Below are 15128 nucleotides of genomic sequence, written 5' to 3'. Positions count from 1 at the left end.
GAGACAGCAAAGCCTAGGCAGGAGGCGCACATGACACGGACAGCCACCGTCAACTACCATGTTCACAAATCCTACCGGCAAGCCTTCGAGCTTGATGCTGGCGGGGTCGCTGGCAACCTGATTTCCCCTGAGTTGGTCGCGACATCCGTTGTGCTAGCAGACAACCGCACAACGACCTCATCAGTTTCATTTGCATGTGATGCTGTTGAAATCATGCCACTTGAAACGCAGGTCCGAGACTTTGCAGGCGACAGCTGGAAACCGAATTACGATGCGGAACTTAAAGCTATGCTGAAGGACAAGCTGGGTGCGAGAGAGGTCGTGGTTTTTGATCACACTGTTCGGGTGGATGACCCCGACGCAATACGTAAACCGGCGCGCAATGTTCATAGCGACTACAGCAAGGACGGAGCCGAACAACGGCTTGTCGACTTGGTGGGTGCCGAGACCGCAGCGGAGTGGGCGCAAGGTCATTTTGCCTTTGTCAACGTATGGCGTCCTGTAGAGCATGCGATCAATTCGGCACCCTTGGGCTTTGTACGGCCGTCGTCTGTCGACCCGTCTGACTGGATTCTGCTGGACCTGATCTATCCTGACCGCGTGGGGCAAATCATGGGGTTGGCGGGAAACCCCAAACATGAGTGGATCTATCAATCCAAAATGACACCGGATGAGGTCGCGGTCTTCAACATATATGACAATCAAGGCCTGGCTTCGATTGCTCATAGCGCACTCGATATGGTCGAGGATCCAAACATCACTACCATTCGCAAAAGCATCGAAAGCCGCACTTTGGTGCGCTATTAAAGGAGGGCCAGACATGTTGGATGAAACGCAGCCGGCTGGGTTTGAGCAAATCAATTTGGCCTACAACCAGGTGTTCCGTCCCGGACGACTGAGCGTCGGCCTTGTATTGCCTCTCGAAGCCTATGCCGTCGGGGCAGAACCGACGCTACGAGGGCATTTGGAAGCGGCTCAGAAAGCCGAGGAGCTTGGGTTCGCAGCACTTTGGCTGCGGGACGTGCCCTTCAATGTTCCAAGCTTTGGCGACCCCGGGCAGGTTTTCGATCCATTTGTCTATCTGGGAGCGTTGGCAACGGCGACGGATCGGATTGCGCTTGGAACGTCGAGCGTGATCCTGCCATTGCGTCACCCCGCTCATGTCGCCAAGGCAGCAGCGACGGCAGATGTGCTCTCGGGCGGGCGGTTGCTTTTGGGTGTCGCGTCCGGCGACCGGCCCGAGGAGTACCCGGCGATGAACCAGAGCTTTGAAGATCGCGGGGCACGTTTCCGCGATAGTGTTGAGTACATCCGCGCCGTTGGATCGGCTTACCCGACGCATCAAAATGCACAGGGCAAACTGCATGGCGGGATTGATCTATTGCCAAAACCGCACGGGACGCGCCTGCCGATGCTCATTACCGGTGGCAGCCAACAATCACCTGATTGGGTCGCGCAGAACGGAGATGGCTGGATGACATATCCGCGCAATGCGGCGGCTCAGGGTCAAGTCATCGCGGACTACCGAAGACGTGTGAAGGCGGCGGGTCAACCGGATAAGCCTGTTATGCAATCGCTCTATGTCGATGTTGTTGCAGACCCCGCCGCGCCACCGCGCCCGATCCATCTTGGGTTTCAGTCGGGAACGGATTTCCTGCGCAGCTATCTGCGCGAGATTGAAACGCTTGGCGTCAATCACGTCGCGCTGAACCTAAGGCTCAATCAAGCACCGATCGAAACAACCCTCGAACATCTGGCGGACACTCTGCTGCCTGACTTTTCCTGAAGGATCAGACCGATGACCAAGACTATTCTCACTACAGGTTCAACCGACGGCATTGGCCTGCTGACAGCGAAGAAGCTGGCTGCCGGTGGGCACAAGGTGCTCCTCCATGGACGCAGCGCATCAAAACTGGAGAGCGCGGCAGCGGCCGTCGGAGGCGATGTTGAAACCTATGCTGCTGATCTCAGCGATCTGTCCGCGGTTCGAAAACTGGCCGAGAACGTTCGGGCCAAGCATGACAAACTGGATGTGTTGATCAACAACGCAGGTGTGCTGAAAGCCCTGCAAGCCGTGCTTGAAAATGGTCAGGACATTCGCTTTGTGGTGAACACGCTTGCGCCATATCTGCTGACCGAATTGCTTTTGCCGATCATTCCTGCTGACGGGCGGGTCGTGAATCTGTCATCGGCGGCACAGGCCCCGGTAAACCTCAAGGCCATGCAGGGCTATGTGCCAATGGCTGACATGGAAGCCTATGCCCAAAGTAAGTTGGCGATCACCATCTGGACCCGCGAATGGGCCAAATCGCTTTCGAATGCACCAGTGATGGTCGCGGTGAATCCCGGATCTCTTTTGGCATCAAAAATGGTGAAAGAAGGCTTTGGCCTCGCAGGGAACGATATGAATATTGGCGCTGATATCTTGATTGACGCAGCCTTGGGTGTGCGGTTTGCGGATGCCGCAGGAGCCTATTTCGACAATGACAGTGGGGCTTTCGCTGATCCCCATGCCGCAGCGCTGGACGAAAACCACGCCGCCGATGTCATGAACACCATCAAAGACTTGATCAGCCAGACGGGCTGACCATCCCGGCGTGAAAACGCCGAACACTTCCACGTCTAACACTCCCCTACCCCTCACGCGTGCTGCGTCGAGGCCCAAGAAAGGACTACCTGATGAAATACGAGAACTTTCAAACCTTTGACGTAGCTGTTGAGAACGGCATCGCCACGGTCACCTTCAACTTTGGCTCTGTGAACGTGCAGGGCCAGGAAATGCTGGCCGACCTCAACAGTCTGGCAATGCGGCTAGAGCGGGACCGCGACACAAAGGTCGTGATCTTTCAGTCGGCCAATCCGGAAATCTGGGTCTGCCACTACGATACCGAGCTACTTAAGGACATGTCGACCGAAGCCGTGTCCCGCGAGGACGCGCAGCTTTTGGATCTGCAATCGGTTTGCGAGCGGATCAGCAAGGTACCACAGGCCACTATTGCAAAGCTGGAAGGGTTTGCGCGCGGTGGCGGGCACGAATTGGCCTTGGCGTTGGATATGCGTTTTGCCGCGCGGGGAAAGTACAAGTTCATGCAGATGGAGGTCGGAATGGGCATCCTGCCCTGCGGCGGTGGCGCCTCGCGCATGGCCCGTCAAACCGGCCTTGGCAAAGCGCTTGAGATCATCCTGAGCGCACAAGACTACGACGCGGATGATGCCGAACGTCTGGGCACAATCAACAAGGCTTTGGAGCCCAATGAGATCGGCCCGTATGTAACCGCTCTGGCCGAACGGATCGCACAATTCCCCGCAGAGTCGATCAACGCCTGCAAACAGATGGTCTATGAATCCATCGACAAGCCCATTGATGAGGCGCTGAAGGCCGAAGCCTATTGGCTGTATCAGGCGACCAGCAAAACTCCGGCAGTAAAACGTTTCACGATCGCGGATGAACAAGGTTTGGAACACGACATCGAGAACCAGCGCAAATGGGGCGATCTGGTGATGCAGGTGCAGGACATCAACTGACCACCCCCAAGACAATAATCTCGTCAGGCGTGCGTGGTTCCGACGTGGGCCTGACAGCATCTCACAAAAGGAAAATCCCAATGAAAGCAATGGTTCTCAACTCTTACGGACCCGATGCGCTGTTCGAGCTTACTGAAATTCCCGATCCGGTCGGGACACCTGGACATGTTGTCGTCAAAGTGGCCGCGACCAGCGTCAACACCGTCGACACAATGATCCGAAGCATGGGCGCGGACCTGCCTCTGTCCCCTCAATTGCCCGCCGTACTTGGCATGGATTTCGCTGGTACGGTCATCGCAGTTGGCGACGGCGTGTCAGGTTTCGCCGTAGGTGATGAGGTATATGGCTGCGCAGGTGGATTGATGGATCTCCCGGGCACTTTGGCGGAGTACATTAACGCAGATGCCCGCCTGATTGCACACAAACCCAAGACGCTGAGCATGCGGGAAGCTGCAGCGCTACCTCTCGTCGGCATCACCGCCTATGAAGGGCTGACCCGCACCGGTGTTGGCGAAGGGCAGACCGTGCTGGTGCAGGGTGGTGCAGGTGGCGTTGGTCATGTCGCCGTTCAAATCGCCCGCCACCTTGGTGCCAAAGTGTCCGCAACCGGTCGCGGCGAGGACCAGTTGGCCCTGATCGAAGAGCTGGGCGCGCGGCCGATAGATTTCACAACGCAAAAGGTTCAGGACTACGTGGCTGAGCACACCGGTGGTGTGGGCTTCGATATGGTGTTTGATAGCGTTGGCGGGCAGAATATGACGAACTCGTTCGCAGCCACCAGACTCAATGGCCATGTCGCCTCAACGGTCGCGCTGGTCGAGATTGATTTGACGCCTGCGCATTTCAAAGGTCTGTCTCTGCACGTCGTTTTCATGCTGATCCCGATGATGCACGATGTCGGGCGGCAAACCCATGGCGACATCCTGAGGATACTGGCGGGTCTGGCGGATGACGGCGCGCTCAAACCGATTGTTGACGAACAGAAGTTTGGGTGGACCGACGTCGGCGCAGCTTATGCGCACCTGACGAGTGGATCTAAGGTCGGAAAAGTCGTAGTGGAGCCTTGACAAGATTCAATTGGGGTTGGTGCGCGCATAGTGACTAATCGCACCAACTCAGTCTGAGCTGCTATTGATGACACACATCTTGCATTGCTGACCTTAGAGCCGATTGTACCTATGTTACTTTGGGCTCACAGCCGTCCATCGAAATACGGCAAAAATGACAAATCACTGAGATCATATCTGTCATCAAAATCGGTGAAGGTTCTTTGCGACCCGGTAGGTATTGGCGTAAGCCGTTACGGAAGCCTCAATGGGGTCGGCATAGCCGCCGCCGATTGCCATCGAGACCGGGATGCCGAGGCCTTTGCAGGCGTGCAGCACCGCCTGATCGCGTTTGATAAGGCCATCATGGGTCAGCGCAAGCCGCCCTAGCTTGTCTTCTGCCAGCGGATCAACGCCTGCCTGGTATAGAATGAGGTCGGGACGAAATTCAAACACAGCCGGCAAGTGATCGGCTAAGGCGCGAAGGTAGTCCTTGTCGCCGGTGCCATCCGGCAGGGCAACATCGAGATCCGCTGGAAACTTGCGGAACGGAAAATTCTTTTCCCCGTGCATCGAAAAGACGAAGACCGATGGGTTGGTAGCGAAAATGGCGGCGCTGCCATCGCCCTGATGGACATCAAGATCGATGATCGCGACTCTTTTGACTATGCCAGCCGCAAGCATTTGGAGCGCCGCGACGGCCTGATCGTTGTAGACGCAATAGCCAGATCCAAAAGTCGGATGGGCGTGGTGCGTGCCCCCAGCGAGCTGCCCCGAGATACCGTACTCCAGAGCTGTCTCAGCAGCAGCAATTGCGCCACCGGCTGTGGCGCGAACCCGCCTCACGAGTTCCGGACTCCACGGAAACCCAATCCGTTTCATGGCTTTTTCTTCCAGTTCCCCGTTTTCAAACTGCGCGACAAAATCGGGGGCGTGCGCGCGCAGTATCGATTCATCGCTGGCTGGCAAAGACTCCGCCAGCTGCGCCTCCTGAAGAATACCGTCTTTCAGCAGTAGCGTATGGAGCATTCTGTACTTGTCCTGCGGAAACCGATGTCCGGAAGGCAGGGTAAGGGAGGATCTGTGGGGAGCGTAAAATCTCATGACTTAGTTAAAAGGAAACTCATGCAATGCGCCAAAGCATAGCTGATCACCGAACAGATCTGCAACGTCCGCCGCCAATAGCAATGCGTTTCATGACGGGCGCAAATTTGCAATAAGGTGACAGTTGATATCTGATGCGAATGTCCGGCGTACGGGACAAAACCAACTTTTGGTCCGGTCCAAGAAACTTGAGGTTCCGGCCCCATAGCTAACATTCGTATACTTGTCGCAAGTCGATCCAAGTCGGCATTCCCTCCGATCAGTTTTCTGTATGTAAAACAATGCCATTCAGGTTTGCTCTCTTCCTGTTTCATCTATCCCAATTGCATGAGGGTTGGCATTCACCCCTGCCAACATCTTTAAAACTTCAGCTTTCCAGCCCGCTTTGATCTTTAATGCCAGTTGAGACGGTGGTCGGTGGTCTGGCTCAAGAAGCGCGTACTCATATCTGAGCGGCTTTTCGAAGGGCACGAACGCGACTTTTCCGTTGGACAGGTTTAGTTCTTGTTCAGTCGCTACGGTCAAAGGATCCACGATCGAATAACATTGACCTGAGCTCACAAAGGGTATCAGGGGTAGAAAGTACTGACAGGTCACTGTTGGGTTGTAGTCAGCTGAAACATCTTGAAACTCTTGCCGAATTTTACGCTGGAACGGGTGCGTGGCATGCAATCCACCCATAGGCGCTCCGTCGAGATCGGAAATGGATATGGTCCCACGTGAAGCAAGTGGGCTGTCACGATCGACGGCACAAAAACAATCTGCCCGGATCAGTTCTGTTGAATACTGAGGCTCTTTCCCGGTTGAATGATCGAAGTCTGCAAAGCCGAAATCAATATTCTGCGTGCCTGCAAGCTCAATAATCTGAGGCGAACTGCGTGTAGACAATGTGATACGTATCTCGGGGTTTTCGCCGACTGATTGGCTGATAAAACGCGGGAACAAGAAAGCGGATGGACCCGGCATTGTAGCGATATTCAGACTGCCGGAATGCCCTTTAATCAACCCTTCCATTGTACTGGAAATCGTCGCGAGGCGATCCAGAATACCTGTTGTTTCGGCCAAAAGGTAATGCGCTTCGGGAACCGGGACCAATCGCCGTCCCTTACGCTCGAACAGTGTCAGGCCAAGGGTCTTTTCAAGGTTCTTCAAGGCCAGACTGATCGCAGGCTGGGTGCGGTTCAGTTTTTTGGCTGTTTGAGAGATAGAGCCGGTCTCCATCACTTCGCGAAAAACGGTCAACTGCATAAGGTTCATGGTCAATATATAAGCTAAACCTTAGTTTTATGAAATATAACAAATTTGTATTTATGAAAATTGCTACTACGCTTGCAGGATCGAAATTCGGCCGAACCGAATCCGACGATCCAACAAGGGAGATGATGATGAAATTTGTGAAATGTTTGACGGTACTGGCCCTGGCAGGCGCACTTGCCGCCCCGGCACTAGCACAGGACCCAACTTTTTTCCGCATCGGCACCGGCGGCGCAGGCGGAACTTACTTCCCCATTGGCGGCACCATCGCAAACGGAATCTCCGCCCCTCCAGGTTCGCGCCCCTGCGAAGAGGGCGGCCAGTGCGGCGTACCGGGACTGATTGCTATCGCTCAATCCACCACCGCATCGGTGTTCAACAACGCCGCCGTTCAGAACGGAGAGCTTGAGGCCGGTCTGGCCGCAGCCGACGTCACCCGCTCGATGTATCTGGGTGAGGGTAAGTTCGAGGGCAAACCTCACCCCAATCTTCGCATCGTGGCCAACCTGTTCCCCGAAGACCTGCACTTGGTTTTGCCTGCCGGTGAGACGATCAACGATCTGAGCGATCTGGAAGGCAAGCGCGTCGGCATCGCGCAAGCCGGTTCCGGTACACAGGTTGCCGTGCTGCAGATGCTGGATGCTTGGGGCGTCAACCGTGACAACATGGATGAGGCCGAGCTGAACAACAGCCAAAGCGCCGAGCGTCTGGCAGACGGACAGCTAGATGCCTATTTCTACGCTGCAGGCTGGCCTGTTGCCGCGATGGTGCAGCTGTCGTCAACCAAGGGCATGAACCTGCATTCCTTCAGCGACGAGGACATGGCGAAGATCAACGAGATCATTCCGGCATACATCCCCTCGGCCATCCCGGGTGGCGTCTATGAAGGTATCGACGGTGAAACCAAAACCCCGGCGGTCAGCGCGATGTTGGTAGTGTCTTCGGAATTGTCCGACGAACTGGTCTACGGCCTGACCAAGGCGCTGTGGAACGACAATACCCGCAAGCTGTTGGACAATGGTCACGCCAAAGGCAAGCAGATCACGCCCGATACGGCGCTGGATGGTGTCGAGGCGCTGGGTGTGCCTCTGCATCCTGGGGCCGAGAAATTCTATAAGGAAGCCGGTCTGCTTCAGTAATCGTAGCTTACTGACAATTGTCGTCGGTGCCCCTGCGCGGGGCACCGCACTCTGGAATTATGCGAAATCGGGGGGCCATCATGTCCGAGACCCAGAAACTTGATGACCACGAACTGACGGCCGAGGAACTGGCCGCCATCGAAGAACAGTTCGACGAAGGCGCCGCCGTCCGGCAGGTCACGCCCACCGCAGGCAAGGTACTGCGCGTCGTTGCCCTGATCCTTGCGTTCTACGAATTCTTCACAGCCGGTTTCGGCCTGCCCGCCGACCATTGGCACATGGGTATCTATCTGGCGTTGCTGTTCATTCTGGTCTACGCGACAATTCCTATCATCGGCTCCAAAAACCTCTATGCGCTCAAGGTCAGCCGGTTCCGTATCGGCAACATCCCTCTGTACGACTTGGTTTTTATGGCGCTGGGGATCATCGCTGCGCTGTATGTTGGGGTCGCATGGCGCGGCATTCCGTTTCTGGGGATCGAGGAACAGACGTTCCGAATGGGCAACCCGAACACCTATGACGTGGTTTTGGGCGTAATCATCATCCTGCTGGTTCTGGACATCGCACGCCGCACGCTGGGTTGGGTGCTGCCGCTGATCATCTGTGTGTTTATCTCATACGCTCTGTTGGGCCCATACTTCCCCGGCTTGCTGCAGCATCCCGGTGTGAACTTCAAAACATTCGTGTCGTCGATGTATTTCCCGCAGGAAGGCATCTATGGCGTCACCCTCTGGGTCGTCTCGACCATCGTGTTCCATTTCGTCCTGTTCGGCGTGATCGCGCAGCGCACCGGATTGGGGCAACTCTTCATCGACAACGCAACCATTTTGGCGGGCCGCTATACCGGCGGGCCGGCAAAAGTGTCGGTGGTATCCTCGGCATTCTTCGGCACGATCTCGGGATCTTCGGTGGCCAACACCGTTTCGACCGGCGCGCTGACCATTCCCAACATGAAGCGCCTTGGGTACCCCGGCCATTTTGCGGGCGGCGTCGAAGCCGCATCGTCAGCCGGAGGGCAAATCACACCGCCGATCATGGGGGCAGCGGCCTTCATCATGGCAGAGTTCCTTGAGGTGCCCTACACCACCATCGTCATCGCCGCGATCTTCCCAGCGATCCTTCACTATGTCGGCGTCTTTGCCGTGGTGCACCTGATGGCACGCAAGCTGAACCTGCAGGGCTTGGCGAAAGAGCAACTGCCGCAGCTCAAGGCCGTCTGGGCCGAAGGTTGGGCCAACATTGTACCGCTGATCGGTCTGCTGGTCGTGCTGTTCACAGGATATACGCCTTTCATGTCCGCCTTCTGCGGGATTTCTCTGGCAGTGATCGCAGGCATGTCGCGCATCAAACAACCGCCCACGCTGATCTATGCCGCGGCGTTCCTAGCCTTCGTGCTGTGGAAATTCTCGGATGGCGGGTTCGATCTGACGATGACGGCGATCCTTTGTGCCTTGTCGGTGATCGCCACGCTGAACCCGCAGAAACGGATCGAAGTGCCCGAGATGCTGCAAGCGGTTGAGTTGGGAGTGAAATACTCGCTGGCCGTGGGCGCCGCGGCTGCCGCCGTCGGCATTGTCGTCGGTGTTATCAACACAACCGGCATTGGCTTCCGTATCGGGTTCATGGTCACTCAGGGCGCAGGCAACCTGGCCTCAGACCTCTACAATATGATCTCGTTTGGCAGCTGGCAGCTGTTTGCGATGGAAGACCTGCAACTGTTCATCTCGCTGGTCTTCATTGCCATTGTTTGCATCCTGATGGGCGCCGGCATCCCCACCACTGCGCTTTACATTATGCTAGTCTCTGTCGCACAGCCCGCGTTGGCGCAGCTGGGTGTCCCGCCGATCGCAAGCCACCTGTTCGTACTCTATTACGGTGTGGTGTCCGAGATCACGCCGCCCGTCTGCACCTCGGCCTATGCGGCAGCGGCCATTGCGAACTCCAACCCGTTCCGAACTGGTCTCTCTGCCTTTACCCTAGGGTTGGGCAAGGTGATCGCGCCAATGGCCTTCGTTTATGCGCCTGTCCTATTGTTCGTGTCCTCAACCGGGTTCAACCTGTGGGAGTTCACCTACACCGCCACGAGTTGTATCGCCGGGGTCATCGCCCTGTCCGCAGCTGTGGTCGGATACTGGCTGAAACCACTGAACATCGCTTCGCGTATACTGATGGCCATCGCGGGGGTGATCTTTGTTGCGCCCAGCCTGACGGCTGACCTAATCGCGCTTGCTGTCGCCTCGCCGGTTATTGTCAGCCAACTGATCGCGCGCAATCGCAGCCATTCCCCGGCCTGATACGATGACAGAGCAAGTAACTATCATCGGCGCAGGGATCGTCGGCATTTGTTGCGCGCTGTCGCTGCAGGAGCGGGGTATACCGGTCCGTTTAATCGACCGGAGCGACCCCGGGCAGGAAACCTCGTTCGGCAACGCGGGGGTTGTGTCGCCTTGGTCCATTATTCCGCAGGCCGTTCCGGGGATTTGGAAAAAGCTGCCCCAAATGCTGTTGGACCCGAAAAGCGCGCTTTCGGTCAGGGCGTCCTTCTGGCCGAAGATGATCCCGTGGGGGCTGCGCTTTCTGGGTAAGTCCGGCGAAAAGACGGTTCGCGAAATCTCGGATGCGATGGAGATTTTGTGTCGTCCGTCCATTGATCTGTACCGTCGGCACCTGCAGGGCACGGGCCACGAATCGCTGATCGTGGACAGTTACTATATCCACGCATTCCGGAACCCTGAACAAGCCAACCTCGATGATCTTGGCTATCTAATCCGCCAGGAAAAAGGCGGTGAATTGGAGCGTGTCGATGGCGTTGAATTGCGGCGCCTGGAACCAGCGCTGTCAAAAGACCTCAAGGCTGCGATTGTGATCAAAGGTCAGGCTCGCGCAACGTCTCCCGGGCGTTTGGGCGCTGTATTGGCCGAAAAAGCACGTGCGCAAGGGGCCGAGTTTGTGCGGTCCGAAGTCACCAAGCTGAGCCACACCGAAGACGGTATTTGGAAGCTTGCCACGTCACATGACACACTGCACGCGCGCAATGTTGTCCTCTCGGCCGGAGTGTGGTCTGCCGACCTGCTCAAACCCCTTGGCATACCTGTGCCGTTGGTGGCCGAGCGGGGTTACCACGTCGAATTCCCGGCCCCCTCGGCTGTGCTGAACAACTCGGTCATGGATGTGGACGCAAAGGTTGTCGCAAGTTCGATGCAGGGCGGCCTCAGGGTTGCCGGTACGGCGGAGTTTGGCAGTGTCGATGCCCCAGCAGATCCGCGCAAGAAAAAAATACTCACCGATCAAGCAAAATCTTTGGTGCCGGACCTCAACACTGGTGAGGCACAGTTCTGGATGGGCCGGCGCCCCTCTTTTCCCGATAGCCTGCCAGCGATTGGGCCGCTGAACGGAAATGGCGGGCTTTTTGCCGCCTTCGGCCATTCTCATTACGGGCTGATGATGGCGCCAAAGACCGGAGAACTTGTGGCGGATCTGGTGTCCGGACGCAGCCCGAATATCAACTTGGACCCGTTCTCGCTGGCCCGTTTCTAAATCTCCTATTCGAAAGGACCTGAGCACCATGCCAATTTACGAAGGTGGCCAAAACATATGTGGGGCTTCGATCGGGGTTTTGTGCCTTGAAAGCTATTTCCCCAAACCGCCCGGGCACATCAAGAATCCGTCCAGCCTTCCGTTTCCCGTTCTCTACGAAATGATCGACGGCATCACCGTACCGACCCTACTCAACAACCCGACACCCGATCTACTGGCACCCTTTATCAAGGGCGCGCAACGGCTTGAGGCCGAGGGCGTTCGGGCAATCACGGGAAGCTGCGGATTTCTGGCTTTGTTTCAAAAGGAACTGGCTGCGGCGGTTTCCGTTCCCGTCTTTGCATCCAGCTTGATACAGGTGCCTTTGGCCTTTCACATGTCCGGGGCGAATGCGCCGGTGGGCGTGTTGACCGCGGATGCATCTGCCCTGACGCCGAAGCATTTCGAAGGCGTCGGCGCGGCGGGCATTCCCGTCGCGGTACAAGGCCTAGAGGACACCAACGAATTCGCTGAGGTGATCCTACGAAACACGCGCACCCGCATGGACACTGATCTCATTGAGGCAGAAGTCCTTGAGGCGGCGCGGCGACTTAAACGCCAAGCGCCGGACATACGGTCGCTTGTGTTGGAGTGTACCGATCTGCCGCCTTATGCGGCGCGCCTTCAGGACGAGTTGCAACTTCCCGTCTTCGATTTGACGACACTGGCGCAGATGGCGCATACCGTTGCGACACGCAATTCCTATGTTGGCATCATGCCTTGGACCTAAAGGAACAGCAGTATCGCGCGGGACTTGGAGGATTTTAGTGTCCGTCGACCTAACCATCCTGATGGTTGCCATCGGCCTTGGCGCAATGCTGCAAGTCGGTGTCGGCATCGGGTTTAGCATCCTTGCCGGACCGCCTATGATGATCTTGCTTGGTACATCAACCGCCGTTCCAATACTGCTGCTTTTGAATACTGTCGTTTCAGCGGTCGCGACAGACCGGCAGGTGCTGAAGGCCGACCGACAGACCATTCGAACGGCAATCATCGGATGCCTCATCGGAGTGGTCGCGGGCCTTGTCGTATACCCTTGGCTGAGCGAAGCGTTTGTCCTTGCCCTAACAGCCAGCCTGTTGCTGATCGGGTTTGTGACGACCTTGCTGCCCCTGCGTCGCTCACTTGGAACAGCAGGGTTTTCGACCGTTTCCGGCTTGTCCGGGTTGGCGACTGTTTGGGCAGCAACGCCCGGCCCGCTAATGGTTTTCGGATTGATTGCGAAAGGCCGCCCAACCAAAGAAGTTGCCAAGTTGGTTCAACCCATTGCGCTGGTGGCATACGGCATCGCATTCCTGTTGCATAGCCTGTCCGAGACTCAAGCCTTCGCTTATGGCCCGCAGTTATGGGGCTTCGTGGCGCTCACGTTGATCGGAAGTTTTTTTGGTCGTGCAATGGGGCCACATTTACCGCAGGCCTTGGTCACAACCGCTATCCGCGTGATATCTCTGATAGCCTGTGGCGTTCTCTTTCATCGCGCATTCACGATCGCGTAAACTCGAAGGGCAGACGATGACACAAGACAACAAACTGGACAGATTTCCTCGCGCCCATTTCATGTCGGGTCCAACCCCATTGGAGCGGCTGGACAGGTTGTCTTCGGAATTAGGCATCGACCTCTGGCTGAAACGCGATGACCTAACCGGGCTTGGGTTTGGCGGAAACAAAACGCGGCAGCTTGAGTTCTATTTCGGTGATGCCCTTCAGAAAGGTGCGGATACCATTCTGATCACCGGCGCAGTTCAGTCAAACTTTGTTCGGTCTGCTGCAGCCGCCGCAGCAAAACTGGGCATGCAATCCGTCCTGCAACTGGAAGAGCGTGTGTCGGATATGGGCGAGGAGTATTACAGCTCTGGGAATGTGTTGCTGGCACAAATTCTGGGTGCCGAACACATGACCTACCCCGAGGGCGAGGACGAAGTCGGTGCGGACGCTGCGTTGCACGCGCGCGCCGACGAGTTGAAGGCGCAAGGGCGTAAACCTTATGTCATTCACCTGGGACTAAACCACCCGCCTTTGGGTGCTTTGGGCTACGTCGTCGCTGGACAAGAATTGTGTCAGCAGATGCCTGATATCGATGCGGTTGTCGTACCCTCAGGCAGCGGAGCCACACATGGAGGCTTGTTGACTGGAGTAGCCTTGGAAGAAAAAGCTGCTTCTGTGTTTGGCGTTTGCGTACGCCGGGATAGCGAAAAGCAAATGGTCCGAATGAAAACCGTTCTGCAGAAACTGGCGGATTTGTTGGATATCAACGCAACGCCGTTGCACGACAGGCTTAACGTCATGGACGAAGCGCTGCCTCCCGGCTACGGGAAACTCAGTGGAGGCACGCGGGCTGCATTGGATAAGATGGCTCGCACCGAAGGAATATTCCTTGATCCCGTCTATACCGCGAAAACCTTCGCTGGATTGTTGCATTTGGTAAACGCAGGAAAAATCCAAACCGGGCAGAAAGTAGTCATGGTTCACACGGGTGGGTTGCCTGCACTCTTTGGGTACCAAAACGAGTTGGCAAGCGACCTATCCTAAATCCGCCAATACCCCCCCTAAAAAACTTCCCCTACTGGGAAAACAGAAAACAAAACCATAACCCGGATCGAACCCGCGCTCTTCCAAGGCCTTAAGCGGAATTCATTTCCCGCCTCCAGAACACCCTGTAGACAGAATAAACCTAAGATCAAATCAATTCCCTTTCCGTGCCTCGATGACCGTTAAAGCACTTGATGCTCCGATGCCGACAACTGCAACAAGAGCTCAAGTGGGGACCTTAGCAGCAAGACCCGTAGATGACGGAGCGGCGGGACAAAGCAGACATATTCTTGCGCCGAATCTTGTCATCCGTATGCTCATTTTGACAACAGAAGAAACGGAGCATTCGCCTACATGAATTTTTTCTCCCGCAGAACTCTCTGGTCCTTCTCAATGGTTTTCGCTTCGTTAATGACCGTACCAAGCCTTTCATTCGCACAGGTTTCGGAGACCGTAACCTCTCAAGTCATTTATGTTCCCTCTTACTCGCGAGTTTTCACACAGGAGGGCCGCAGCGAGCCGCTCGCGTCTACCCTTGTTGTGCACAACATTAGTGTTCAATCAGAGATCAAAGTTGAGCGTGTCGATTATTACGACAGAGCGGGGCAGCTTCTTGAAACTCTCATAAATGAGCCCGTTCAACTGATGCCATTTGGGTCGATCAATGCGCTTATACCTATTGGTAGCGTCGGAGACGGGATTGGCGCGAACTTCGTCGTCACCTGGTCGGCAGAAGTGCCAGTACAGCCCCCCATTGTTGAAGCAATCATGGTCGGTGGAAGCGGCACTCAAGGAATCTCGTTTACCAGTCGAGGTCACGTGTTGTCGCAAACACGGTAGCACCCATCACCACTTTTGCTTCGATATAACCAACTGGATCATCGCGCTAATACTTAGTCCTATCTGAGTTTTTGATTACCACAGCGACAGGAGCCCACTTTGGAATCATAGCCAA

The 15128-nt window shown here is 56.0% G+C and carries 14 protein-coding genes; 12 read left to right on the top strand and 2 right to left on the bottom strand.

Features of this window, described 5'->3' with window-relative positions; genetic code table 11:
* Window positions 1-30: 30 nt before the first annotated feature.
* From ACR0I8_RS10310 to ACR0I8_RS10290, 5 genes are all read left to right on the top strand, one after another.
* Complete coding sequence (locus ACR0I8_RS10310) at window positions 31-807, top strand: CmcJ/NvfI family oxidoreductase (protein WP_170690325.1); 777 nt, start codon at window positions 31-33, stop codon at window positions 805-807.
* A 13-nt stretch (window positions 808-820) separates the two neighbouring features.
* Entirely contained in the window at window positions 821-1786 is a 966-nt protein-coding gene (locus ACR0I8_RS10305) for an LLM class oxidoreductase (RefSeq protein WP_170690323.1), read from the top strand.
* A 12-nt stretch (window positions 1787-1798) separates the two neighbouring features.
* Window positions 1799-2587, top strand: coding sequence for an SDR family NAD(P)-dependent oxidoreductase (locus ACR0I8_RS10300; RefSeq protein ID WP_170690321.1), 789 nt, complete (start codon window positions 1799-1801; stop codon window positions 2585-2587).
* Window positions 2588-2679: 92 nt separating this feature from the next.
* On the top strand, window positions 2680-3525 hold the full coding sequence (locus ACR0I8_RS10295) for an enoyl-CoA hydratase/isomerase family protein (protein WP_170690319.1): 846 nt from the start codon (window positions 2680-2682) through the stop codon (window positions 3523-3525).
* A gap of 80 nt (window positions 3526-3605) precedes the next feature.
* A complete protein-coding gene (locus ACR0I8_RS10290; protein ID WP_170690318.1) occupies window positions 3606-4592 on the top strand; it encodes a zinc-dependent alcohol dehydrogenase family protein in 987 nt (328 codons plus the stop codon).
* A 183-nt stretch (window positions 4593-4775) separates the two neighbouring features.
* Here the strand turns inward: ACR0I8_RS10290 and ACR0I8_RS10285 are convergent, their stop codons facing one another.
* Window positions 4776-5675 (bottom strand): histone deacetylase family protein, encoded by a 900-nt coding sequence (locus ACR0I8_RS10285; protein ID WP_170690316.1) that lies wholly within the window; start codon window positions 5673-5675, stop codon window positions 4776-4778.
* A 288-nt stretch (window positions 5676-5963) separates the two neighbouring features.
* A complete protein-coding gene (locus ACR0I8_RS10280) occupies window positions 5964-6923 on the bottom strand; it encodes a LysR family transcriptional regulator (RefSeq protein ID WP_480524970.1) in 960 nt (319 codons plus the stop codon).
* 137 nt (window positions 6924-7060) lie between these two features.
* Between ACR0I8_RS10280 and ACR0I8_RS10275 the strand changes: the two genes are divergently transcribed.
* From ACR0I8_RS10275 to ACR0I8_RS10245, 7 genes are all read left to right on the top strand, one after another.
* Complete coding sequence (locus tag ACR0I8_RS10275; RefSeq protein WP_170690314.1) at window positions 7061-8068, top strand: TAXI family TRAP transporter solute-binding subunit; 1008 nt, start codon at window positions 7061-7063, stop codon at window positions 8066-8068.
* 80 nt (window positions 8069-8148) lie between these two features.
* The gene (locus ACR0I8_RS10270) at window positions 8149-10362 is read left to right on the top strand and encodes a TRAP transporter fused permease subunit (RefSeq protein ID WP_170690313.1); all 2214 of its coding nucleotides are present in this window, start codon (window positions 8149-8151) and stop codon (window positions 10360-10362) included.
* A gap of 4 nt (window positions 10363-10366) precedes the next feature.
* Window positions 10367-11605, top strand: a complete 1239-nt coding sequence (locus ACR0I8_RS10265) for an FAD-dependent oxidoreductase (RefSeq protein ID WP_170690311.1) — start codon at window positions 10367-10369, stop codon at window positions 11603-11605.
* A 28-nt stretch (window positions 11606-11633) separates the two neighbouring features.
* Window positions 11634-12374, top strand: coding sequence for an aspartate/glutamate racemase family protein (locus tag ACR0I8_RS10260; RefSeq protein ID WP_170690309.1), 741 nt, complete (start codon window positions 11634-11636; stop codon window positions 12372-12374).
* Window positions 12375-12411: 37 nt separating this feature from the next.
* On the top strand, window positions 12412-13140 hold the full coding sequence (locus ACR0I8_RS10255) for a TSUP family transporter (protein WP_170690307.1): 729 nt from the start codon (window positions 12412-12414) through the stop codon (window positions 13138-13140).
* Window positions 13141-13156: 16 nt separating this feature from the next.
* Window positions 13157-14173 (top strand): D-cysteine desulfhydrase family protein, encoded by a 1017-nt coding sequence (locus ACR0I8_RS10250; protein WP_170690305.1) that lies wholly within the window; start codon window positions 13157-13159, stop codon window positions 14171-14173.
* Window positions 14174-14527: 354 nt separating this feature from the next.
* Entirely contained in the window at window positions 14528-15013 is a 486-nt protein-coding gene (locus tag ACR0I8_RS10245; RefSeq protein ID WP_170690303.1) for a DUF3124 domain-containing protein, read from the top strand.
* Window positions 15014-15128 lie beyond the last annotated feature (115 nt).

Source organism: Ruegeria sp. BG9 (assembly GCF_056538305.1).
This window is presented reverse-complemented; position numbering and strand designations above follow the sequence as displayed.

Excerpts from the sequence above, each read along its gene's own strand:
- ACR0I8_RS10290 (WP_170690318.1), top strand. The coding sequence starts at position 3,606 with ATGAAAGCAATGGTTCTCAACTCTTACGGACCCGATGCGCTGTTCGAG.
- ACR0I8_RS10310 (WP_170690325.1), top strand. The coding sequence starts at position 31 with ATGACACGGACAGCCACCGTCAACTACCATGTTCACAAATCCTACCGG.
- ACR0I8_RS10285 (WP_170690316.1), bottom strand. The coding sequence starts at position 5,675 with ATGAGATTTTACGCTCCCCACAGATCCTCCCTTACCCTGCCTTCCGGA.
- ACR0I8_RS10260 (WP_170690309.1), top strand. The coding sequence starts at position 11,634 with ATGCCAATTTACGAAGGTGGCCAAAACATATGTGGGGCTTCGATCGGG.
- ACR0I8_RS10265 (WP_170690311.1), top strand. The coding sequence starts at position 10,367 with ATGACAGAGCAAGTAACTATCATCGGCGCAGGGATCGTCGGCATTTGT.
- ACR0I8_RS10300 (WP_170690321.1), top strand. The coding sequence starts at position 1,799 with ATGACCAAGACTATTCTCACTACAGGTTCAACCGACGGCATTGGCCTG.
- ACR0I8_RS10295 (WP_170690319.1), top strand. The coding sequence starts at position 2,680 with ATGAAATACGAGAACTTTCAAACCTTTGACGTAGCTGTTGAGAACGGC.
- ACR0I8_RS10305 (WP_170690323.1), top strand. The coding sequence starts at position 821 with ATGTTGGATGAAACGCAGCCGGCTGGGTTTGAGCAAATCAATTTGGCC.
- ACR0I8_RS10250 (WP_170690305.1), top strand. The coding sequence starts at position 13,157 with ATGACACAAGACAACAAACTGGACAGATTTCCTCGCGCCCATTTCATG.
- ACR0I8_RS10245 (WP_170690303.1), top strand. The coding sequence starts at position 14,528 with ATGAATTTTTTCTCCCGCAGAACTCTCTGGTCCTTCTCAATGGTTTTC.
- ACR0I8_RS10280 (WP_480524970.1), bottom strand. The coding sequence starts at position 6,923 with ATGCAGTTGACCGTTTTTCGCGAAGTGATGGAGACCGGCTCTATCTCT.
- ACR0I8_RS10270 (WP_170690313.1), top strand. The coding sequence starts at position 8,149 with ATGTCCGAGACCCAGAAACTTGATGACCACGAACTGACGGCCGAGGAA.
- ACR0I8_RS10275 (WP_170690314.1), top strand. The coding sequence starts at position 7,061 with ATGAAATTTGTGAAATGTTTGACGGTACTGGCCCTGGCAGGCGCACTT.